Origin of the sequence: Pseudomonas moraviensis subsp. stanleyae, from assembly GCF_036283065.1 — a bacterium.
GTDB classification, from domain to species: Bacteria; Pseudomonadota; Gammaproteobacteria; order Pseudomonadales; family Pseudomonadaceae; genus Aquipseudomonas; species Aquipseudomonas stanleyae.
In genome coordinates this window covers 116,042-132,819 of the sequence record NZ_JAADJI010000011.1, presented here as the reverse complement: position 1 = coordinate 132,819, position 16,778 = coordinate 116,042, and the positions used below count along the sequence as shown (strand labels likewise).

16 protein-coding genes are annotated in these 16,778 nt (G+C 60.3%); 9 read left to right on the top strand and 7 right to left on the bottom strand.

Annotated elements, in window-relative coordinates; all coding sequences use genetic code 11:
- The first annotated feature begins 60 nt into the window (after positions 1-60).
- The 5 genes from hflK (GXB78_RS20660) to cfaB all read left to right on the top strand — a co-directional run bounded on the left by hflK (GXB78_RS20660) (position 61) and on the right by cfaB (position 7,379).
- Positions 61-2,022: a protease modulator HflK gene (gene hflK, locus GXB78_RS20660; RefSeq protein WP_329516773.1), complete on the top strand. Its 1,962-nt coding sequence runs from the start codon at positions 61-63 to the stop codon at positions 2,020-2,022.
- Complete coding sequence (hflC, locus tag GXB78_RS20655; RefSeq protein WP_329516772.1) at positions 2,019-3,062, top strand: protease modulator HflC; 1,044 nt, start codon at positions 2,019-2,021, stop codon at positions 3,060-3,062. The genes hflK (GXB78_RS20660) and hflC overlap by 4 nt, the downstream gene beginning before the upstream one ends.
- The gene (hflK, locus tag GXB78_RS20650; protein ID WP_329516771.1) at positions 3,059-4,108 is read left to right on the top strand and encodes a protease modulator HflK; all 1,050 of its coding nucleotides are present in this window, start codon (positions 3,059-3,061) and stop codon (positions 4,106-4,108) included. Before hflC ends, hflK (GXB78_RS20650) begins: the two co-directional genes overlap by 4 nt.
- Positions 4,105-6,015 (top strand): heavy metal translocating P-type ATPase, encoded by a 1,911-nt coding sequence (locus GXB78_RS20645; RefSeq protein ID WP_329516770.1) that lies wholly within the window; start codon positions 4,105-4,107, stop codon positions 6,013-6,015. Before hflK (GXB78_RS20650) ends, GXB78_RS20645 begins: the two co-directional genes overlap by 4 nt.
- Positions 6,016-6,191: 176 nt before the next feature.
- Positions 6,192-7,379: a C17 cyclopropane fatty acid synthase CfaB gene (gene cfaB, locus GXB78_RS20640; RefSeq protein ID WP_329516769.1), complete on the top strand. Its 1,188-nt coding sequence runs from the start codon at positions 6,192-6,194 to the stop codon at positions 7,377-7,379.
- An 11-nt stretch (positions 7,380-7,390) separates the two neighbouring features.
- Here the strand turns inward: cfaB and cls are convergent, their stop codons facing one another.
- The gene (gene cls, locus GXB78_RS20635; protein WP_329516768.1) at positions 7,391-8,830 is read right to left on the bottom strand and encodes a cardiolipin synthase; all 1,440 of its coding nucleotides are present in this window, start codon (positions 8,828-8,830) and stop codon (positions 7,391-7,393) included.
- A 131-nt stretch (positions 8,831-8,961) separates the two neighbouring features.
- Here cls and GXB78_RS20630 point away from each other — a divergent pair, with 131 nt between their 5' ends.
- Complete coding sequence (locus tag GXB78_RS20630) at positions 8,962-9,480, top strand: DUF3617 domain-containing protein (RefSeq protein WP_329516767.1); 519 nt, start codon at positions 8,962-8,964, stop codon at positions 9,478-9,480.
- Between the two features lie 82 nt (positions 9,481-9,562).
- On the opposite strand, the gene GXB78_RS20625 is transcribed toward GXB78_RS20630, so the two are convergent.
- The 5 genes from GXB78_RS20625 to GXB78_RS20605 all read right to left on the bottom strand — a co-directional run bounded on the left by GXB78_RS20625 (position 9,563) and on the right by GXB78_RS20605 (position 13,339).
- The gene (locus GXB78_RS20625; RefSeq protein ID WP_329516766.1) at positions 9,563-10,438 is read right to left on the bottom strand and encodes a metal ABC transporter substrate-binding protein; all 876 of its coding nucleotides are present in this window, start codon (positions 10,436-10,438) and stop codon (positions 9,563-9,565) included.
- 11 nt (positions 10,439-10,449) lie between these two features.
- Positions 10,450-11,319 (bottom strand): metal ABC transporter permease, encoded by an 870-nt coding sequence (locus GXB78_RS20620; RefSeq protein WP_329516765.1) that lies wholly within the window; start codon positions 11,317-11,319, stop codon positions 10,450-10,452.
- The gene (locus tag GXB78_RS20615) at positions 11,319-11,987 is read right to left on the bottom strand and encodes a metal ABC transporter ATP-binding protein (protein ID WP_329516764.1); all 669 of its coding nucleotides are present in this window, start codon (positions 11,985-11,987) and stop codon (positions 11,319-11,321) included. Before GXB78_RS20615 ends, GXB78_RS20620 begins: the two co-directional genes overlap by 1 nt.
- Positions 11,984-12,880, bottom strand: a complete 897-nt coding sequence (folE2, locus tag GXB78_RS20610) for a GTP cyclohydrolase FolE2 (protein ID WP_329516763.1) — start codon at positions 12,878-12,880, stop codon at positions 11,984-11,986. The genes GXB78_RS20615 and folE2 overlap by 4 nt, the downstream gene beginning before the upstream one ends.
- An 84-nt stretch (positions 12,881-12,964) precedes the next feature.
- Complete coding sequence (locus GXB78_RS20605) at positions 12,965-13,339, bottom strand: glutamine synthetase (RefSeq protein WP_329516762.1); 375 nt, start codon at positions 13,337-13,339, stop codon at positions 12,965-12,967.
- A 211-nt stretch (positions 13,340-13,550) separates the two neighbouring features.
- On the opposite strand from GXB78_RS20605, the gene zigA reads away from it, so the two are divergent.
- Positions 13,551-14,756: a zinc metallochaperone GTPase ZigA gene (zigA, locus tag GXB78_RS20600; protein ID WP_329516761.1), complete on the top strand. Its 1,206-nt coding sequence runs from the start codon at positions 13,551-13,553 to the stop codon at positions 14,754-14,756.
- Positions 14,756-15,406, top strand: coding sequence for a DUF1826 domain-containing protein (locus tag GXB78_RS20595; protein ID WP_329516760.1), 651 nt, complete (start codon positions 14,756-14,758; stop codon positions 15,404-15,406). The genes zigA and GXB78_RS20595 overlap by 1 nt, the downstream gene beginning before the upstream one ends.
- Before the next feature lie 3 nt (positions 15,407-15,409).
- Here the strand turns inward: GXB78_RS20595 and GXB78_RS20590 are convergent, their stop codons facing one another.
- A complete protein-coding gene (locus GXB78_RS20590) occupies positions 15,410-15,766 on the bottom strand; it encodes an NADH:ubiquinone oxidoreductase (protein ID WP_329516759.1) in 357 nt (118 codons plus the stop codon).
- Between the two features lie 41 nt (positions 15,767-15,807).
- Here GXB78_RS20590 and GXB78_RS20585 point away from each other — a divergent pair, with 41 nt between their 5' ends.
- Positions 15,808-16,773 (top strand): CobW family GTP-binding protein, encoded by a 966-nt coding sequence (locus GXB78_RS20585; RefSeq protein WP_329516758.1) that lies wholly within the window; start codon positions 15,808-15,810, stop codon positions 16,771-16,773.
- The last annotated feature ends 5 nt before the right edge of the window (positions 16,774-16,778 follow it).

Genomic DNA, 16,778 nt, shown 5'->3' with positions numbered 1-16,778 from the left:
TTTCACAGTTTGCGTTATATCGTAACGCTATGAACGCAGAGCCTACATTTTCGGGGTGTTATGCAAGTCGATCTTGAGTTGGACGCCACGCCAGTCACCGGGCTGCCGCGCTTTCAGCAGGCAGCCGCGCAGTCACGCAAATTGCGTCGGTTGGCGTATGGACTCGGGGCAGTGGCCGCGTCGGGCTGGGTGCTGGCGTTTTTCGTCGGCCTTTTTGCGCCGCAATCGCTGTGGTTGCCGTTGTTGGTCAATCAAAGCGCAGCTTTGCTGGTGCTGGTCGCCAGTGTGCAATCAGCCTGGTGGGTGACGCAATGGCGCGCACGGGTGATGCATCCGCCCGTGTCGCAAACGGCAGTCGCGGAGGAGGGCGCCGCAGTTGATGGCTGGTACGAAAGGCTTCTGGAGCGCTTGAGCCAGCGCAGCTGCCATCTGCTCGGGCAGATCGGCGCGCCGACGTTATGGCTCGGCGGCTGGGCGTTGCTGGTGATACTCAGTATTGAGCAGGTGTGGAGCCTCACTTTACCTGGAACGGCGTTGGGTCTGTCGGGCGGCGTCGGTGCGGCCTTGGCGTTGTTGCTGGCGTTTGCCTTGCTGGTGCTGGAACGGCAGCTGGCCCAGGAGCTGCCGGCGCAATGGCCGGAAGCGGCGATACTGGCGCAACTGACCCGGGTGGCGATCATCACCCTTCTGATCGGCGCACTGTGCCTGTTGTTTGCCAGCGAAAGCGCAGTCTGGCCGGTTCGCATCGCGGTGCTCAGTGCCATCCTGCCGATGTTGGTTGCCATCGAACTGTTGTTGCGCGCGGTGTTGGCTGTCTTCAGCCCGCGCCGCGAACAACTGGAACCGACCCTACTGGCGCGCAGTTTTATCGCCGATATGCTGCGCTGGCCACCGCAGCCGTTGCTCGCGTTGCAGGATGAAATGCACAACCGCTTTGGCATCGATCTGCGCCAGATCTGGGCGTTCAGTTACATGCGCCGAGCCTTGTTGCCCGTGTTGGCAATGGTCGTCCTGATCGGATGGCTGCTGACCGGCGTACATGAAATTCCCCTGCAAGCGCGTGGCATCTACGAGCGCTTCGGTAAGCCGCAACAGGTGTTCGGTCCAGGCTTGCACAGCGGTCTGCCCTGGCCGCTGGGTCGCGTACTCACTGTTGAAAACGGCGTAGTTCACGAGCTGGCAACCAGCGTTGGCGACAAGCCGTCAGCCGTGCCGACAGATTCTGCTGAAGGCCCGGCGCCGCTGACCGCCAACCGTTTGTGGGATGCAAGCCACGTCAACGACAAATCCCAGGTCATCGCCAGCAGCCGCGGTGCGCAACAAAGTCTGCAAATCGTCAACATGGACGTGCGCTTTGTTTATCGCATCGGGTTGGACGACGAGGCGGCGCTCGCCGCGACCTATAACAGCGCCGATGTACCGGCGCTGATTAGCAGCACTGCCAGCCGCATCCTGGTTCACGATTTCGCCTCGCGCACCCTCGACGGTTTGCTCGGCGACGACAGGGCAGGGCTGGCAGAAGAAATCGGTCGCGCGGTGCAAACCGATCTGAACAGACTGAACAGTGGTGTGGAAATCCTCGCCACCGTTGTCGAAGCGATTCATCCCCCGGCCGGCGCGGCGAATGCCTATCACAGTGTGCAAGCGGCGCAGATTGGCGCGCAGGCGTTGATCGCTCGCGAGCGCGGGGCGGCTGCGCAGGCCAGCAACGAGGCGCAGTTGCAGGCAAGCACGGCGGGCGATCAGGCAACCGCAAATGCGCGGGAGATCAATGCCGCCGCGCAAACCGCCGACCTGAAATTCAGTGCCGAACAGAAAGCCTTCGCCAGTGCCGGTCAGGCCTTCGTGCTGGAGCAGTACTTCGATCAGCTCCATCAGGGCTTGCGTAAGGCCAGGTTGCTGGTACTCGACCATCGACTCGGCGGCAACGCAAATGCGCCAACCATCGATCTGCGTACTTTCACGCTGCCGACTGATCCGTCGTCCGCACGTACCACCGCGCAACCAGGAGCCACCCATTGAGCCAGTCGTCTGTTCATGACGTTCACGACCACAGCGGCCACGACTACCGCCACGGCGACCATCACCATCATCATGGTCATCATCACCATCACGGCGATCCGCAAGAGGCCGGACCCTTTCCTTGGCGACGTATGAGCTGGGCTGTGTTGCTGGTTGCGTTCGCCATCGCCGCCGCGAGTCTGGTGCAAGTGCGCTCCGGTGAAGCCACGGTCATCACCCGTTTCGGAAATCCGTCGCGGGTCTTGCTCGATCCCGGTCTGAGCTGGCGCTGGCCGGCACCGTTCGAAGCGGCGATCCCGGTAGATTTGCGTCTACGTACCACCTCAAGTGGTTTGCAGGACGTCGGCACCCGGGACGGTTTGCGCATCATCGTTCAGGCCTACGTCGCGTGGCAGGTGCAGGGTGATCCTGAACATGTGCAGCGTTTCATGCGTGCCGTGCAGAATCAGCCGGACGAAGCGGCGCGGCAGATTCGCACCTTTGTCGGCTCAGCCCTGGAGACCACGGCCAGCAGTTTTGACCTGGCCAATCTGGTCAACACTGATGCGAAACAAGTGCGCATCGCCGATTTTGAAGCGCAGTTGCGTCAGCAGATCGAACAACAGTTGCTCGCCACGTATGGCGTGCGCGTGGTGCAGGTCGGTATCGAGCGGCTGACTTTGCCGTCGGTCACGCTTAGCGCCACGGTCGATCGCATGCGCGCCGAGCGTGAAACCATTGCCACCGAACGTACAGCAATCGGCAAGCGCGAAGCGGCGCAAATCCGGTCCGCTGCTGAACGCGATGCACGAATCGTCCAGGCCGACGCGACGGTGAAAGCCGCCAACATCGAAGCGCAGTCCCGGGTCGAGGCTGCGCAAATTTATGGTCGCGCCTACGCCAGCTCGCCGCAGTTGTACAACCTGCTGCGCTCGCTCGATACCCTCGGCACCATCGTCACGCCGGAAACCAAGCTGATTCTGCGCACCGATGCCGCGCCGTTCCGCGTGCTGGTCGATGGCCCGCCGAGTCTCGACAGCAAATCCGGATCGCAACCATGAATCAACAAGTTCCACGTGGAACACATGCGTTGAACAGTCCGTGGATTCAGGCAGGGCGTCTGGCGTTTATCGCCCTTTACGCGGTCACCGTGTTGGCCGCCTTGGCGTGGGCGTTCTCGAATGTGCGCCAGATCGATCCGCAGAACCGCGCCGTGGTGCTGCAGTTCGGGGCGCTGGATCGCGTGCAGAATGCCGGACTGTTATGGGCATGGCCGCAACCCTTTGAACAGGTAGTGCTGTTGCCAGCGGCGGATCGGATAATCGAGCGCCGGGTGGAAAATCTGTTGCGCAGTGACGAGGCGCTGAAGGCTGATCGTGTGGCTTCTTTCGCCACACCATTGAGCGATGCCATCGCCGGCTCTGGTTATTTATTGACCGGTGACGCCGGCGCCGTGCAACTCGACGTGCGAGTGTTCTACAGAGTCGCCGATCCCTATGAGTTTGTATTGCAGGGCGAGCATGTGCTGCCGGCCCTTGATCGGTTGGTAACGCGCAGCGCTGTAGCGCTGACTGCCGCGCGCGATCTCGACACCATTCTTGTTGCGCGCCCGGAACTGATGGGCGCCGACAACCAGGCCGCGGAGCGCCGCGAGCGATTGCGCGGTGATTTGGTGCAAGGCATCAACGGGCGTCTCGCTGAACTGAAGGCGAGCGGCCAAGGCATCGGCATCGAGGTGTCGCGGGTGGATGTGCAATCAAGTCTGCCAGAGCCGGCGGTCAGTGCCTTCAATGCGGTTCTGACCGCCAGTCAGCAAGCCGATAAAGCGGTGGCCAATGCGCGCACCGAGGCGGAAAAACTCACTCAGTCGGCCAACGAACAGGCTGACCGCACGTTGCAGGTGGCTCACGCGCAGGCTGGCGAGCGACTTGCGAAAGCCTCGGCCGATACCGCTACCGTCTCGAGTCTGGCCAAGTCTGCTGACCCGCAAATGCTCCTGCGTCTGTATCGCGAACGCATACCGAAGATTCTCGGTCAGGCCGGCTCGGTCACCACCGTCAACCCGAAAGACGATTCCCGGTTGATCATTCAAGGAGCCAGTCAATGACGGCGACCACCGCTGCTCCAGGCCTGTTGTCCTCGGCCGAACAACGTCGCGCCGCGCGCCAATTGACCTTGGCGATGCTTGCGCTCGGGCTGCTGGGTCTGGGGCTGGTCTGGCGCTGGATACTCCCGGAGCAAATCGGTGTCAGCCAGTTGCTGCTCGGTTTCGCCTCGTTGCTGGTGGCGGTTCCAGTGATGCGTTCGGCGTGGTACAGCCTGCGCTACCCAAGCCTGCACGGCATCACCGATCAGTTGATCGCACTGGCCATGCTGGGTGCGTGGGCGACCGGCGATCTGCTCACCGCCGCGTTGCTGCCGATCATCATGATCTTCGGCCATGTGCTGGAAGAGCGCAGTGTCATCGGTTCTCAGGAAGCGATTAACGCGCTCGGCCAGTTGACCCGCAGCCATGCACGCAAGCTGCAAGCAGACGGCGCGATTATCGAAGTGGACAACGGCACGCTCAGCGCCGGCGATATTGTCGAGGTGCGGGCCGGCGATCGGGTCCCGGCGGACGGGCGGGTGATATCGGGTCAGGCAAGTCTCGACACCGCGTCGATTACCGGTGAGTCGGTTCCAGTGGAAGCTGGCCTCGGCATGCCGGTGTTCGGTGGGACAATCAACCTCGATGGATTGCTGCGCATCGAAGTCACCCGCACCGGCGACGAATCCACCTTGGGCAAAGTCATCGCCCTGATGCAAAACGCCGAGCGCTCCAAGCCGCCGATCACAAGATTGCTTGAGCGTTACGCCGGTAGTTACATGGTGCTGGTGTTGCTGCTGGCGGCGGTGACCTGGTTCGTCACCAACGATGCGCAAGCAATGCTCGCGGTGTTGGTGGCGGCGTGTCCATGTGCACTGGTGCTGTCGGCCCCGGCCACGGCGATTGCCGGTGTCGCCGTCGCCGCGCGTCACGGGATTCTGATTCGCAGCTCGGCGTTTCTCGAAGAACTCGCCGATCTGACCTCGCTGGTGGTCGACAAGACCGGCACGCTGACTTACGGCACCTTGCGTTTGCAGTCGATCGACAGCCTCAGCGCGCACACCGAAGAAGTGCAGGCGCTGGCCGCCAGTCTTGGCGCGGCGAGCAGTCATCCGGTCAGTCGTGCACTCTCGGGGCTGGTTCATCAGGACGCCTATTGGCCGTTGTCAGATATCCATGAGCGCCAAGGCCTTGGTGTAGTAGCGGTGACGGAGAAGGGCGAGGCGGCGCTCGGTCGGCCAGAGTTGTTCGCGCAGCTGGGCGTCATCACGACTGTAGTTCCTGAACACGACGGCCCGATCGCCGGGTTGGCCCTGAACGGTGAATTCCTCGCCTGGCTGTTGCTCGCCGACAGCGTCAAACCCGAAGCACGCTTTGCCCTGAGCGAACTATGCGTATTGGGTCTGGGCCGACAACTGCTGCTGACCGGTGATCGTCACAGTGTGGCCCGAACCCTGGCGCAAGAAGTCGGGCTGAACGAAGTCCACGCGCAAGCCTTACCCGAAGACAAACTCAATCGGGTGCTAAAGGAAATCGAACACGGCTTTCGCCCGATGGTGGTGGGCGACGGCATCAATGATTCCCTGGCGCTCAAGGCCGGCGTGGTCGGTGTGGCGATGGGCGCCGGCGGTGCCGACATTGCCCTGGCGTCAGCCGACATCGTCTTGATCGGCAGTGACTTGCGTCGCCTCGGTACCTGCGTGCGCCTGAGTCGTCAGTGCCGGCGCACTTTGCAGGTCAATGTGGTGATCGGTCTCGGCTGGACCCTGGCCATTGTCGTCTTCGCGGCTTTCGGCTGGCTCGGCGCCGCCGGTGCGATGATCGCAGCGTTGCTGCACAATCTCAGCACTCTGCTGGTCTTGGGCAACGCCGGGCGTTTACTGCGCTTTCAAGAACCGTTGCTCAAGCTCAGTGCTGAAGAAAAATGAAAGAAAATTCATGAACCGCGGGCTGAGCAGGCAGTCATTTATCGTAAGGCGCGTGTTATCGGCGGTTCAGCCGAGGCGCCGGTGATGATAGACCAGGCCAATCGAATCGATAGCCTGCTATTTTTCAAGGTTGGTCTACCCTCAGATCAGACGTCTGAAACAAGGGGGGATTTTCCATGCTCGCGCAACTTCCACCGGCCTTACAGAATCTGCAGTTACCGCTGCGCCTGCGACTCTGGGACGGCCACGAGTTCAATCTGGGCCCGGCGCCCAGCGTAACCATCGTGGTCAAGGACCCGCAGATGGTCTCTCAATTTACCCACCCGAGCCTGGATGCGCTGGGTGCGGCATTCGTCGAGGGCAAACTGGAACTGGAGGGCTCGATCAGCGAGGTCATCCGCGTCTGCGACGAGTTGAGCAGTGCACTGCTCGACGAAGATGAAGGCAGTCAGCCGGTGCGAGCGCATCACGACAAGGACACCGACGCCAAAGCCATCTCCTACCATTACGACCTGTCGAACGCGTTTTACCAGCTGTGGCTGGACAGCGACATGGCCTATTCCTGTGCCTATTTCGAAACCGGCAGCGAAACCCTCGAACAGGCGCAGCAAGCCAAATTCCGCCATTTATGCCGCAAGCTGCGCTTGCAGCCGGGCGAGTATCTGCTGGACGTCGGCTGCGGTTGGGGCGGTCTTGCGCGCTATGCGGCGCGAGAATTTGGCGTGAAGGTGTTCGGTATCACCTTGAGTAAAGAACAACTGGCGCTGGCGCAGGAGCGGGTCAAAGCCGAAGGCCTGGAAGATCAGGTCGAACTACAGTTGCTCGATTATCGCGATCTGCCGCAGGACGGTCGTTTTGACAAAGTCGTTAGCGTTGGCATGTTCGAACACGTCGGCCACGCCAATCTCGCCGAGTACTGCAAAACCCTGTTCGGTGCGGTGAAGGAGGGCGGCCTGGTGATGAACCACGGCATCACCGCCAAGCACACCGATGGCCGCCCGGTTGGACGCGGTGCGGGGGAATTCATCGAGAAGTACGTATTCCCCAACGGCGAGTTGCCGCACCTGGCAATGATCTCTGCCGAGATCAGTGAAGCGGGGCTGGAGATCGTCGATGTCGAAAGCCTGCGCCTGCATTACGCGCGCACCCTTGATCATTGGAGCGAGCGGTTGGAGGACAACCTCGAAACTGCGGCGAAACTGGTGCCTGAGCAAGCGCTGCGTATCTGGCGCCTGTACCTGGCCGGCTGTGCGTATGCCTTCGCCCGGGGCTGGATCAACCTGCATCAGATCCTCGCCGTGAAAGCGCACCCGGATGGCAGCCACGAACTGCCGTGGACCCGCGACGACATCTACAACCCCTGATAACAGGGCGTTCATAGAATCGGCGAAATCAGCCGGGCGATCCGCATGCCGACCTGTTGCAGGCGGTGGATCTCCCGGCTTTCTTCTTTGGCCACTTCGTCGGCCTGGGCGAAATCATCATTGAGCATGTGTTCCACAGCGGCAGCGAATTCACTGTCGACGGTGAGCAGCATGACTTCGAAATTCAGGCGGAACGAGCGGTTATCCAGATTGGCGCTGCCGATGGCGCTGATCTCGCTGTCGATCAACACCACTTTCTGATGCAGGAAGCCCGGTCGATAGCGGAACACCCGAACGCCGGCGCGCACCGCTTCAAACGCATACAGGCTGGACGCTGCATAGACGATTCGGTGATCCGGCCGCGACGGCAATAGCAGGCGCACATCGACCCCTCGTAACACTGCCAGCCTCAGCGCGGCGAATACGGCCTCGTCAGGCACGAAGTACGGGCTGGTGATCCATACCCGCTGCGTCGCCGCGTGAATGGCTTCGACGAAAAACAGCGAGCAGGTTTCGTAGGCATCGGCCGGGCCGCTGGCGAGCAATTGGCAGAGCACGCCGTCCGCGGGGTACTCATCCGGCAATATCAACGGCGGCAGAGTGCGTGCGGCCCAGAACCAGTCTTCGGCAAACGACTCCTGCATGCATGCCACCACCGGCCCGCGTACTTTGACATGGGTATCGCGCCAAGGCGCCAGTGGCGGTTTCTCACCCATGTATTCGTCGCCGACGTTATGCCCGCCGACAAACCCGACCACGCCATCGACCACGACGATTTTACGGTGGTTACGGAAGTTGACTTGAAAGCGGTTCAGCCAGCCACTGCGCGTAGCGAAAGCTTTGACTTCGACGCCGGCCTCGCGCAATGCCTGTACATACTTATGGGGCAGGGCATGGCTGCCGATTCGGTCGTAGAGCAGATGAATGGACACGCCTTCGGCGGCTTTCTTCAACAGCAAATCACGCAAGCGCTGGCCGAGCCGATCGTCATGGATGATGAAGAACTGGATCAGCACGGCTTCCCGGGCTTGCTCGATCGCCTGAAAAATCGCATCAAAGGTCGCGGTGCCGTTCACCAGCAGTTGCACCTCGTTGTTCGCCAGGCACGGCATGCGTCCCAGTTTCGGCATCGCGCGCAGTGAGGCGTAGGCACTCGAAGCGCGGGCGGTCAGGGCTTCTTCCACCCACGGGCGCCAGTTCAATTCGGAAATCGCCAGGCGCATCTGCTCGTTGGCCTGGCGCCGGGCCTTGATGTAGCCATCGAAGGTGCTGCGGCCGAATACCAGATACGGAATAAGCGTGAGGTAGGGAATGAAGATCAGCGACAATGCCCAGGCAATCGAACCCTGCGCGGTGCGCACGGTGAGCACCGCATGGATCGCAGCGATCGAACCGAGTGTGTGCAACAGGGCGATCAGGTAGCCGAAAATGTGCGGTCCGAAAAAATCCATGGGGCAGCCTTGCTCCGCGAGATGCAATGCTTAACAGACCATGTTCTGCTGCGAATGTCTCTATTTAATCGGTGCATGAACCGACGCAACCGGCCGGCGTCTAACGGCCACAACTGATCAGGAGTTTCTCGATGAACGTTCGTCTGCTGGGTTTGGCGCTGGGCCTGGGTTTGGCATTGCCGGTGGTTGCGCAGGCGCAAATGCTGCAGCCGGGGTTGTGGGAGATGACTTCAAGCAATCTGAAGGTCGATGACCAGGCCATGGACGTGCAATCGATCCTTGGCCAGATTCAGGGCCAGATCACCCCGCAGCAGCGCGCGGCACTGGAAAAGAACGGCATCAACATCGGCGGCAAGGGCATCCGCGCCTGCCTGACGCCTCAGCAAGTGGCGACCAACGATATCCCGCTGGCCGACCCGCAATCGGGCTGCAAGCAGCAGATCACCGAGCGCACCGGCAACCAATGGAAATTCCGCTTCAGCTGCCCGAAAGCCCAAGGCTCCGGGATAGCAACCTTCCTCAGTGACCGCGAATTCACCACCGTCGCCAATGGCACCTTCAACGCTATCGGCATCAACCAGAAGGGCAGCCTGGAAACCCGTGCGGTGTGGCTGGGTCAGGATTGCGGCACGGTAAAACCCCGCGCTTGAAACCTTCGCAGCGCTCCCACAGTTGAAATCCGTTTCACTGTGGGAGCGAGCCTCCTCGCGAATCGCCATAACACCACGCAACTCATGGCTGGCTCAACGCCTTGTAAAGCGTGTCGAGGTTGTATTCGAACAGACCGGTGAACGTGCTCGCCGGTCCGCTGGAAGCCAGTGCATCCGAATACAGCGTGCCGCCGATGTGGGCGCCGCTTTCATCCGCGATCTGCTTGAGCAGGCGCGCGTCCTTGATATTTTCCATGAACACCGCCTTCACCTTGGCTTGGCGAATCTGCGTGATCAGCGCAGCGACTTCGGCGGCGGACGGTTCGCGTTCGGTGGACAAACCCTGTGGCGCGATAAAGTCGATGCCATAGGCCTGACCGAGGTAGCCGAAAGCGTCATGACTGGTGACGATCCTGCGATTGCCAGGCGGCAGCGCACCGAGTTTGCTCTTGGCTTCGGCGAGCAGGGCGTAGATCTGCTTGAGATAGGTTTGGCTGTTGCGCTCGTAGTCAGCCTTGTTGGCCGGGTCGGCGGCGATCAGTGCCTTGGTGATGTTGGCGACGTACAACTCGGCGTTCGCCAGATTGTGCCAGGCGTGGGGATCCGCAACGGTTTCGCCGTCTTCATCGAGCGAACGTGGAATCACACCGCGACTGGCACTGATCACCGTGGCCTTGCTGTCGGTGCTGGTCACCAGACGATCCAGCCAAGGCTCGAAACCGAGGCCGTTCTTGATGATCACTTTGGCCTTGAGCAACGCCTTGGCATCGTCCGGGGTCGGCTCGTAGGTGTGCGCATCGGCGTCCGGGCCAACCATGTTGGTCACTTGCACATGCTCGCCGCCGACCTGATGAACCATGTCGGCAAGGATGCTGAAGCTGGTGACCACTGGCAGTTTTTCGGCCGCCGACAACGACATCGACAGCATCAGGCTGAACAGCACGAGTAGAACGCGCATCGTGAAACACCTCATTGGGATGTGAGCAAAGGCGGGCGGCGCAGCAAACCGTGGACCGGTCCGAACACCACCGACAGCAGATAGCCGACTCCAGCGACCAACACGATGGCCGGGCCGCTGGGCAGCGAGTAGTAGAACGACAGCAGCAAACCCAGCCACACAGACACGCAGCCCATGACGGCGGCGACGGCAATCAGTATCGGCAGACGACGACTCCAGAATCTCGACGCGGCAGCCGGAAGCATCATCAATCCCATCACCATCAGCGCACCGATCGCCTGAAAACCGATCACCAGATTCAGCACGACGAGGGTAAGAAACACACCGTGGGCCAGCGGCCCGAGACGGCTGACCGTGCGCAAGAACAACGGGTCGAGTGTGTCCAACAGCAGTGGTTTGTAGATCGCGGCCATGGCCACTAGGCTGAACGCCGAGACCCAAAGCATGCCGGTCAGCGTCGGCCCGTCCACAGCCAACGCTGAGCCGAACAGCAAATGCAGAAGGTCGAGGCGTTTGCCGGCGATGCCGAGAATCAGCACGCCGCTGGCCAGTGAGATCGGATAGATTGCGGCGAGACTGGCATCCTCTCGCAGGCCCGTACGCCGGGTGATCCAGGCCGCGAGGCCGGCCATGCTCAGACCGGCGCCCAAGCCTCCGAATGTGAGCGCAGGGAGACTCAAACCGGCGAACCAGAATCCCAATGCGGCACCGGGGAGAATCCCGTGGGCCACCGCGTCACCGATCAGACTCATACGCCTGAGAATCAGAAATACGCCCAAGGGCGCCGTGCTGCATGCCAGCACCAAGCCGCCGAGCAAGGCGCGGCGCATGAACACGAATTCGCTGAACGGCTGCCAGAGATGGTTGACGGTGGCGAGCATCAGGCCACCCGCATAGAGGGTGTCGGTCGGATCAGTTCGCGGCTGGTTCCGTACACGCAGTGGCCGTTTTTGATCAGCAGCGTATCCGGAATATGCTGTCGCACCGCGGCCAGGTCGTGGCAGACCACGACCAGTGTTCTGCCTTCGGCATGCCAGTGGTGAATATGCTGCCAGAGCAATTGCTGGCCGAGTTCATCGAGTGCGGCGTGAGGTTCATCCAGCAACAACACCGGGGCGTCAGCGAGACTCAAGCGCGCGAGCAGGGCACGTTGTAACTCACCGCCGGACAGGGCCATCAAAGGACGCTGTTCAAGTCCACTCAAATGCCAGTCTTCCAGGGCGTGTTTCAGTCGCTGCGTGCGCAGTTGTATCGACAGCCGCCGGCCCCAGAAACCTGCTGCGATGAGCTCTTCGAGGCTGATCGGAAACTGTCGATCCAAGTGTTGCTGTTGCGGCAGAAAGGAAATACCGCTTTGCCGTGGAACAGCCATCTCCACCTTGCCAGCCAAGGGCTTTTGCAATCCGGCGATGACTTTCAACAGACTGCTTTTCCCGCAGCCGTTGGCGCCGATGACGGCGGTCAGGCTGGCGCTTTCGAGCTCCAGGCTCAGAGGTATCGTCAGCGGTTGCCCGGGCGCGCCCCAGACCAGCGATTGGCAGCGGATCATGGTTGCTCCCGTTGCCAGCTGCTCTCGGCGACGGCGTCATGGGCATGCAGGCTTTCGGCGTGGATCACGCGGATGTGGCATTGGTTGATGCCCGGCGTGCGTTGCAGCGCCAGGTTGAGGCGGCGGGCGGCGTCTTCGCAGAACATCAGGTTTTGCCCATTGGCGAGAGCGAAGGCCTGCTCGTCCGGGCGTTTTACGGCGGTCTGGACAGCGGTGCCAAGGGCGGCTTCGGCGTCATTGATGATCGCGGTCAGCGGTAGCTCATCAATGAAGTCATCGAGATGCAGGTGCAGTTGCGCATAGCTGCGTTGGCTGTGCGGGGTCGCTACGATTCCTCTGGTTGAGCCGAGCCATGCCAAAACATCCGCGTGTTGCAGAGACTTGTTGGCGAAATCATCGACGAACTGCTGCTGGATCAACTGCCTTGCCAAGGCTGCGGAGCAGGGGCATGTGGAGGAGTAGGGCACTTCGATTTTTAGTTCCACGTGGAACATTTGCTGTTTCAGGCTGGCTGAAATGGTTGTCGGATAGGATTTCCAGCCTGCCAGGGGACTGATCAGCGCGGGTCGTTTCAGTAGCAAGTCAGTATGAATGTGCAGATATGCGCAGTCGGACAGACCTTGATGACTGGCCAGAAAACGCTTGAGCAATTCCTGCAACAGGGCGGGAGAAAGGCTTCGCTGTTCGAGCGTATCGAGTGCCAAGTACAACCGCGACATGTGAATACCGCGCGCTTCACCCTCATCTAAGCTCACGCCAGCGTCTACTTTTGCACTGAGGCGTTGGCCTTCGAGCAAAATGGGTAGGGCAATCCCGCGCATGCCTACCCAATCGAGTGGCAATGCCTGGCGCGCTGATTGGGCAGCGATATCCGGGAGGAAAAGTGAATTCATGGTTGAGACCGTCGGTGTTGATCGCTTTTAACGTTACATTATAACAATCCATTCAGCGACGCTTTTTTCATGAAAAGGTTTTCACTAGCAGCCCGTCATCCGGCTGCAAGTGAATTTTGCGCTGCCACCCGAGCTTGAGAAGCGGTTGATGGTTGTCCAGCCGACACGACGGGTATAGCCAACCCAAGCCTCGCCATCGGAGGCGACGCCGGTAAAAAAGGTCAATTGGCCGAACCGGCTATTGGTTTGCGCCCAATAGCGATTTCCATCCTTCTCGAAACCCCTCAGATACAGCGTGGTGCCGACCGTATTGACGCTATAGGCGTTGCCTTCGGCGTCCACGCAAGCCAGCAGGTTAGCGCTACGTGTGCAGTGCGCGAGACCGGGAACTTGCGCTTCGGCTTGGCCGGCGAGCGCCATGCCGAAACCCAAAAGCAGATATTTCAGCGGATTCTTCATTGCGCTTTTCCAGGTTCTTTGGCGAGACGAATCGCGGAATTCTTCCGCGACAGGCTAGTACGATTCGGGTGTTATACTATAACATTCAATGCAAGCCAGCCTGATCTGCCGATAACAACCGTTGCCTTCATCAACCCCACTGCATGAAGCGCAAATAAGCCAAGCGCGATCAAAAAAGCGCAAGTCGGCCGCCATTAATGAGGATTATCCAATGTCAGCCAAATTACCCGTTACCGTACTTTCAGGATTTCTCGGTGCTGGAAAAAGTACGCTTTTGAATTACGTACTACGTAACCGCGAAGGTCTGCGCGTTGCGGTAATCGTCAACGATATGAGCGAAATCAATATTGATGGTAGCGAAGTTCAGCGCGATGTCAGCTTGAATCGCGCAGAAGAAAAACTCGTTGAAATGAGCAACGGCTGTATCTGCTGTACGTTACGTGAAGACCTCCTTGAAGAGGTCAGCAAGCTCGCAAGGGAAGGACGTTTCGATTACCTGCTGATCGAATCCACGGGCATCTCCGAGCCGCTTCCCATCGCCGAAACCTTCACCTTCCGGGATGAGCAAGGGCAAAGTCTCGCCGATGTCGCTCGCCTCGACACCATGGTCACAGTGGTCGACGGTGTGAATTTCCTGCTCGATTACCAGGCCGCCGAAAGTCTGGCCTCTCGCGGCGAAACGCTCGGTGAAGAAGACGAGCGTTCCATCACCGATCTGTTGATCGAACAGATCGAATTTGCCGACGTCCTGCTGATCAGCAAAATCGACCTGATCAGCCAGCATGAGCGCGAAGAACTCATCGCTATCCTCAAGCGCCTCAATGCCCACGCTGAAATCATCCCAATGGTGATGGGCGAGGTGCCGCTGGAGAAAATCCTCAACAGCGGTCGTTTCGATTTCGACAAAGCCGCGCAAGCGCCCGGCTGGCTCAAGGAATTGCGCGGCGCACACATTCCGGAGACCGACGAGTACGGCATCGCCTCGACTGCCTACCGCGCGCGCCGGCCATTTCACCCACAACGCTTTTTCAGCTTCATCGACCGGCCATGGCTGAACGGCAAGCTGCTGCGCTCCAAAGGCTTCTTCTGGCTCGCCAGCAAATCCACCGACGCGGGTAGCTGGTCGCAGGCCGGCGGCCTGATGCGCCATGGATTTGCCGGTCGCTGGTGGCGTTTCGTGCCAAAGAATCAATGGCCGCAGGATCAGGAAAGTGTTCAGGCGATCATGGAAAACTGGGCGTCCAGCGTAGGAGATTGCCGCCAGGAACTGGTTTTCATCGGTCAGAACATCGATTTCCTGCAGCTCGCAGCCGAGCTGGATGCCTGTCTGCTGACTGATGAAGAAATGGCAATGGGTGTAGAAGGCTGGCGCTTGCTGCCTGATCCATTCGGCCCTTGGCACGAAGAGGCCGCCTGATGCTCGCACTCAAAGATCATCCGCACCTTACTCGTCAGCAACATCACGGCCTGACGCCGGAGACGCTGACGCGAATCCTTGAAGACCAGACCAATCTCGCCGTCTGGCAACGCCAGCTGCCGTTGCACATCGCCGATTTTGCGCAGTTGGCGCTGTCGCTCAACGAGCCCTTGGCCGAGTCGCTTTGCCTGGAATTACCTGATGAAGACGCCGAACCGGATCTCGCCGGGCTAGCTTCAGGGCTGCGTGATCTGCAAGGTTACGAAGGTTTCATGAGCGATCTCAAATGGCTGATCAGTGCTTTCGCCTGTCTGCTCGGCGCCCGGCGTATCGGCGTGCGTCTGCGCGTGCTGGACAAGGCCATGTGCCCGCGCTTCCACGTCGATCACGTGCCGGTGCGCCTGATCACAACCTATGCCGGGGTCGGTAGCCAATGGCTGGAAGAGGGCGCGATGGATCGCACGCAACTTGGCCAGGCCAATGCCGAACCGCTAGATTCAGCGTCGATTCGCCAGCTCAACAGTGGCGACGTCGCGCTGCTCAAAGGCGAAAAGTGGCATGGAAACGAAGGCTTCGGCCTGATCCATCGTTCGCCGCAACCGACACCCGGTGAGCGCCGCTTGCTCCTGACCCTCGACTGGCTCGGCTGACACTCAGGGCTTGCGCCAGGTGCCCTGGCTCTGCCCTTCGCAGTACGGCTTGAGATACGCCGCATCAGTGGCCACGCCGTAATAGTGGATATCCTGGCGATAAGGCATATTGACGACTTGCGCGTTGCTGCACACGCCGAAAGCCCCGCTCGGACACTGATCGACGTATTGCACCTCGACCTTCTGTCCGGCCAGCGTCGGTTGGCAGAAGCCGTCATTGAATATTTTCTGCGGAATCGTCCTGTTCTGCTGACAGACTTTGACGTCGAGCCGTTCGCCCTGTGTGTGCACCACGCAGGCCTGGGCCCACGCTTCACTCGACAGCAGCGTCAACAGCAACGACCATCCCCACCAGCGCATCTTCAGTCTCCTCAATAACTGTCCGCAGAAAAGTACCCGCCATGTTGCAGAACATTCCGACCCACGTCATCGCCGGCCCGTTGGGCGCCGGCAAGACCAGCCTGATTCGCCACTTGCTGGCGCAACGGCCGGCCGATGAACGCTGGGCGGTGCTGATCAACGAGTTCGGCCAGATCGGTCTGGATGCCGCATTGCTGGCTCGCGAAGCCAATGGTATCGCACTGGGTGAGGTGGCCGGGGGCTGCCTGTGTTGCGTTAATGGCGCGCCGTTCCAGATCGGCCTCGGCCGCTTGCTGCGCAAGGCCAGACCGGATCGACTGTTTATCGAGCCATCCGGGCTGGGCCATCCGGCGCAGTTGCTCAAGCAATTGAACGAGGCGCCGTGGCTGGGCGTGCTGGCGGTGCAGCCGTGTGTTCTGGTTCTGGACGCTCAGGCATTGCAAGCGGGCAAAGCCTTGCCGCACGCTCAGCAGCAAGCATTGGCCAGCGCGGGGTTGCTGCTGTTGAACAAGGCAGAAAATCTGGATGAAACGGCTCGAGAGAAAATCACCCGCCAGTTGCCGCCCGTCAGGCTGATCTGGACGCAGCATGCGCAGTTGCCTCTGAGTGAACTGCCGGGGCTGCGAGTAAGGGCAATCGAATGCGAGGGCAATCTGCCGCTGCCCACGGGGTTGGCACAGCTGCCAGCGCTCTGGAGCGATCCCAGCGTGCCGATCTGCCTGAGTCAGGCGCAGGAGGGCGGTTGGAGTATCGGTTGGCGCTGGCATCCGGCGCAGGTATTTGATCAAGCACGCATCGCCGATTGGCTGAGCGCGCTCGACTGGAAGCGGGCGAAACTGGTTATCCACAGCATGGATGGCTGGGTTTCGGCAAATGCGCTGGAGAATGCCGAGCTGGAATGGCAGGCAAGTGAATGGCGGAGAGATTCGCGGATCGAGCTGATTTTCAGTGATATTGAAGAACCAGGAGTGCTTCAGCAGGGGCTGGCTGCTTGCCGCAAGCTTTAGATGCA

Coding starts and splice junctions, on each gene's coding strand:
- GXB78_RS20645 (WP_329516770.1), top strand. CDS start 4,105: ATGACGGCGACCACCGCTGCTCCAGGCCTGTTGTCCTCGGCCGAACAA.
- zigA (WP_329516761.1), top strand. CDS start 13,551: ATGTCAGCCAAATTACCCGTTACCGTACTTTCAGGATTTCTCGGTGCT.
- GXB78_RS20590 (WP_329516759.1), bottom strand. CDS start 15,766: ATGCGCTGGTGGGGATGGTCGTTGCTGTTGACGCTGCTGTCGAGTGAA.
- GXB78_RS20630 (WP_329516767.1), top strand. CDS start 8,962: ATGAACGTTCGTCTGCTGGGTTTGGCGCTGGGCCTGGGTTTGGCATTG.
- hflK (WP_329516773.1), top strand. CDS start 61: ATGCAAGTCGATCTTGAGTTGGACGCCACGCCAGTCACCGGGCTGCCG.
- cls (WP_329516768.1), bottom strand. CDS start 8,830: ATGGATTTTTTCGGACCGCACATTTTCGGCTACCTGATCGCCCTGTTG.
- GXB78_RS20620 (WP_329516765.1), bottom strand. CDS start 11,319: ATGCTCGCCACCGTCAACCATCTCTGGCAGCCGTTCAGCGAATTCGTG.
- cfaB (WP_329516769.1), top strand. CDS start 6,192: ATGCTCGCGCAACTTCCACCGGCCTTACAGAATCTGCAGTTACCGCTG.
- hflK (WP_329516771.1), top strand. CDS start 3,059: ATGAATCAACAAGTTCCACGTGGAACACATGCGTTGAACAGTCCGTGG.
- GXB78_RS20625 (WP_329516766.1), bottom strand. CDS start 10,438: ATGCGCGTTCTACTCGTGCTGTTCAGCCTGATGCTGTCGATGTCGTTG.
- GXB78_RS20585 (WP_329516758.1), top strand. CDS start 15,808: ATGTTGCAGAACATTCCGACCCACGTCATCGCCGGCCCGTTGGGCGCC.
- GXB78_RS20605 (WP_329516762.1), bottom strand. CDS start 13,339: ATGAAGAATCCGCTGAAATATCTGCTTTTGGGTTTCGGCATGGCGCTC.
- GXB78_RS20615 (WP_329516764.1), bottom strand. CDS start 11,987: ATGATCCGCTGCCAATCGCTGGTCTGGGGCGCGCCCGGGCAACCGCTG.
- folE2 (WP_329516763.1), bottom strand. CDS start 12,880: ATGAATTCACTTTTCCTCCCGGATATCGCTGCCCAATCAGCGCGCCAG.
- GXB78_RS20595 (WP_329516760.1), top strand. CDS start 14,756: ATGCTCGCACTCAAAGATCATCCGCACCTTACTCGTCAGCAACATCAC.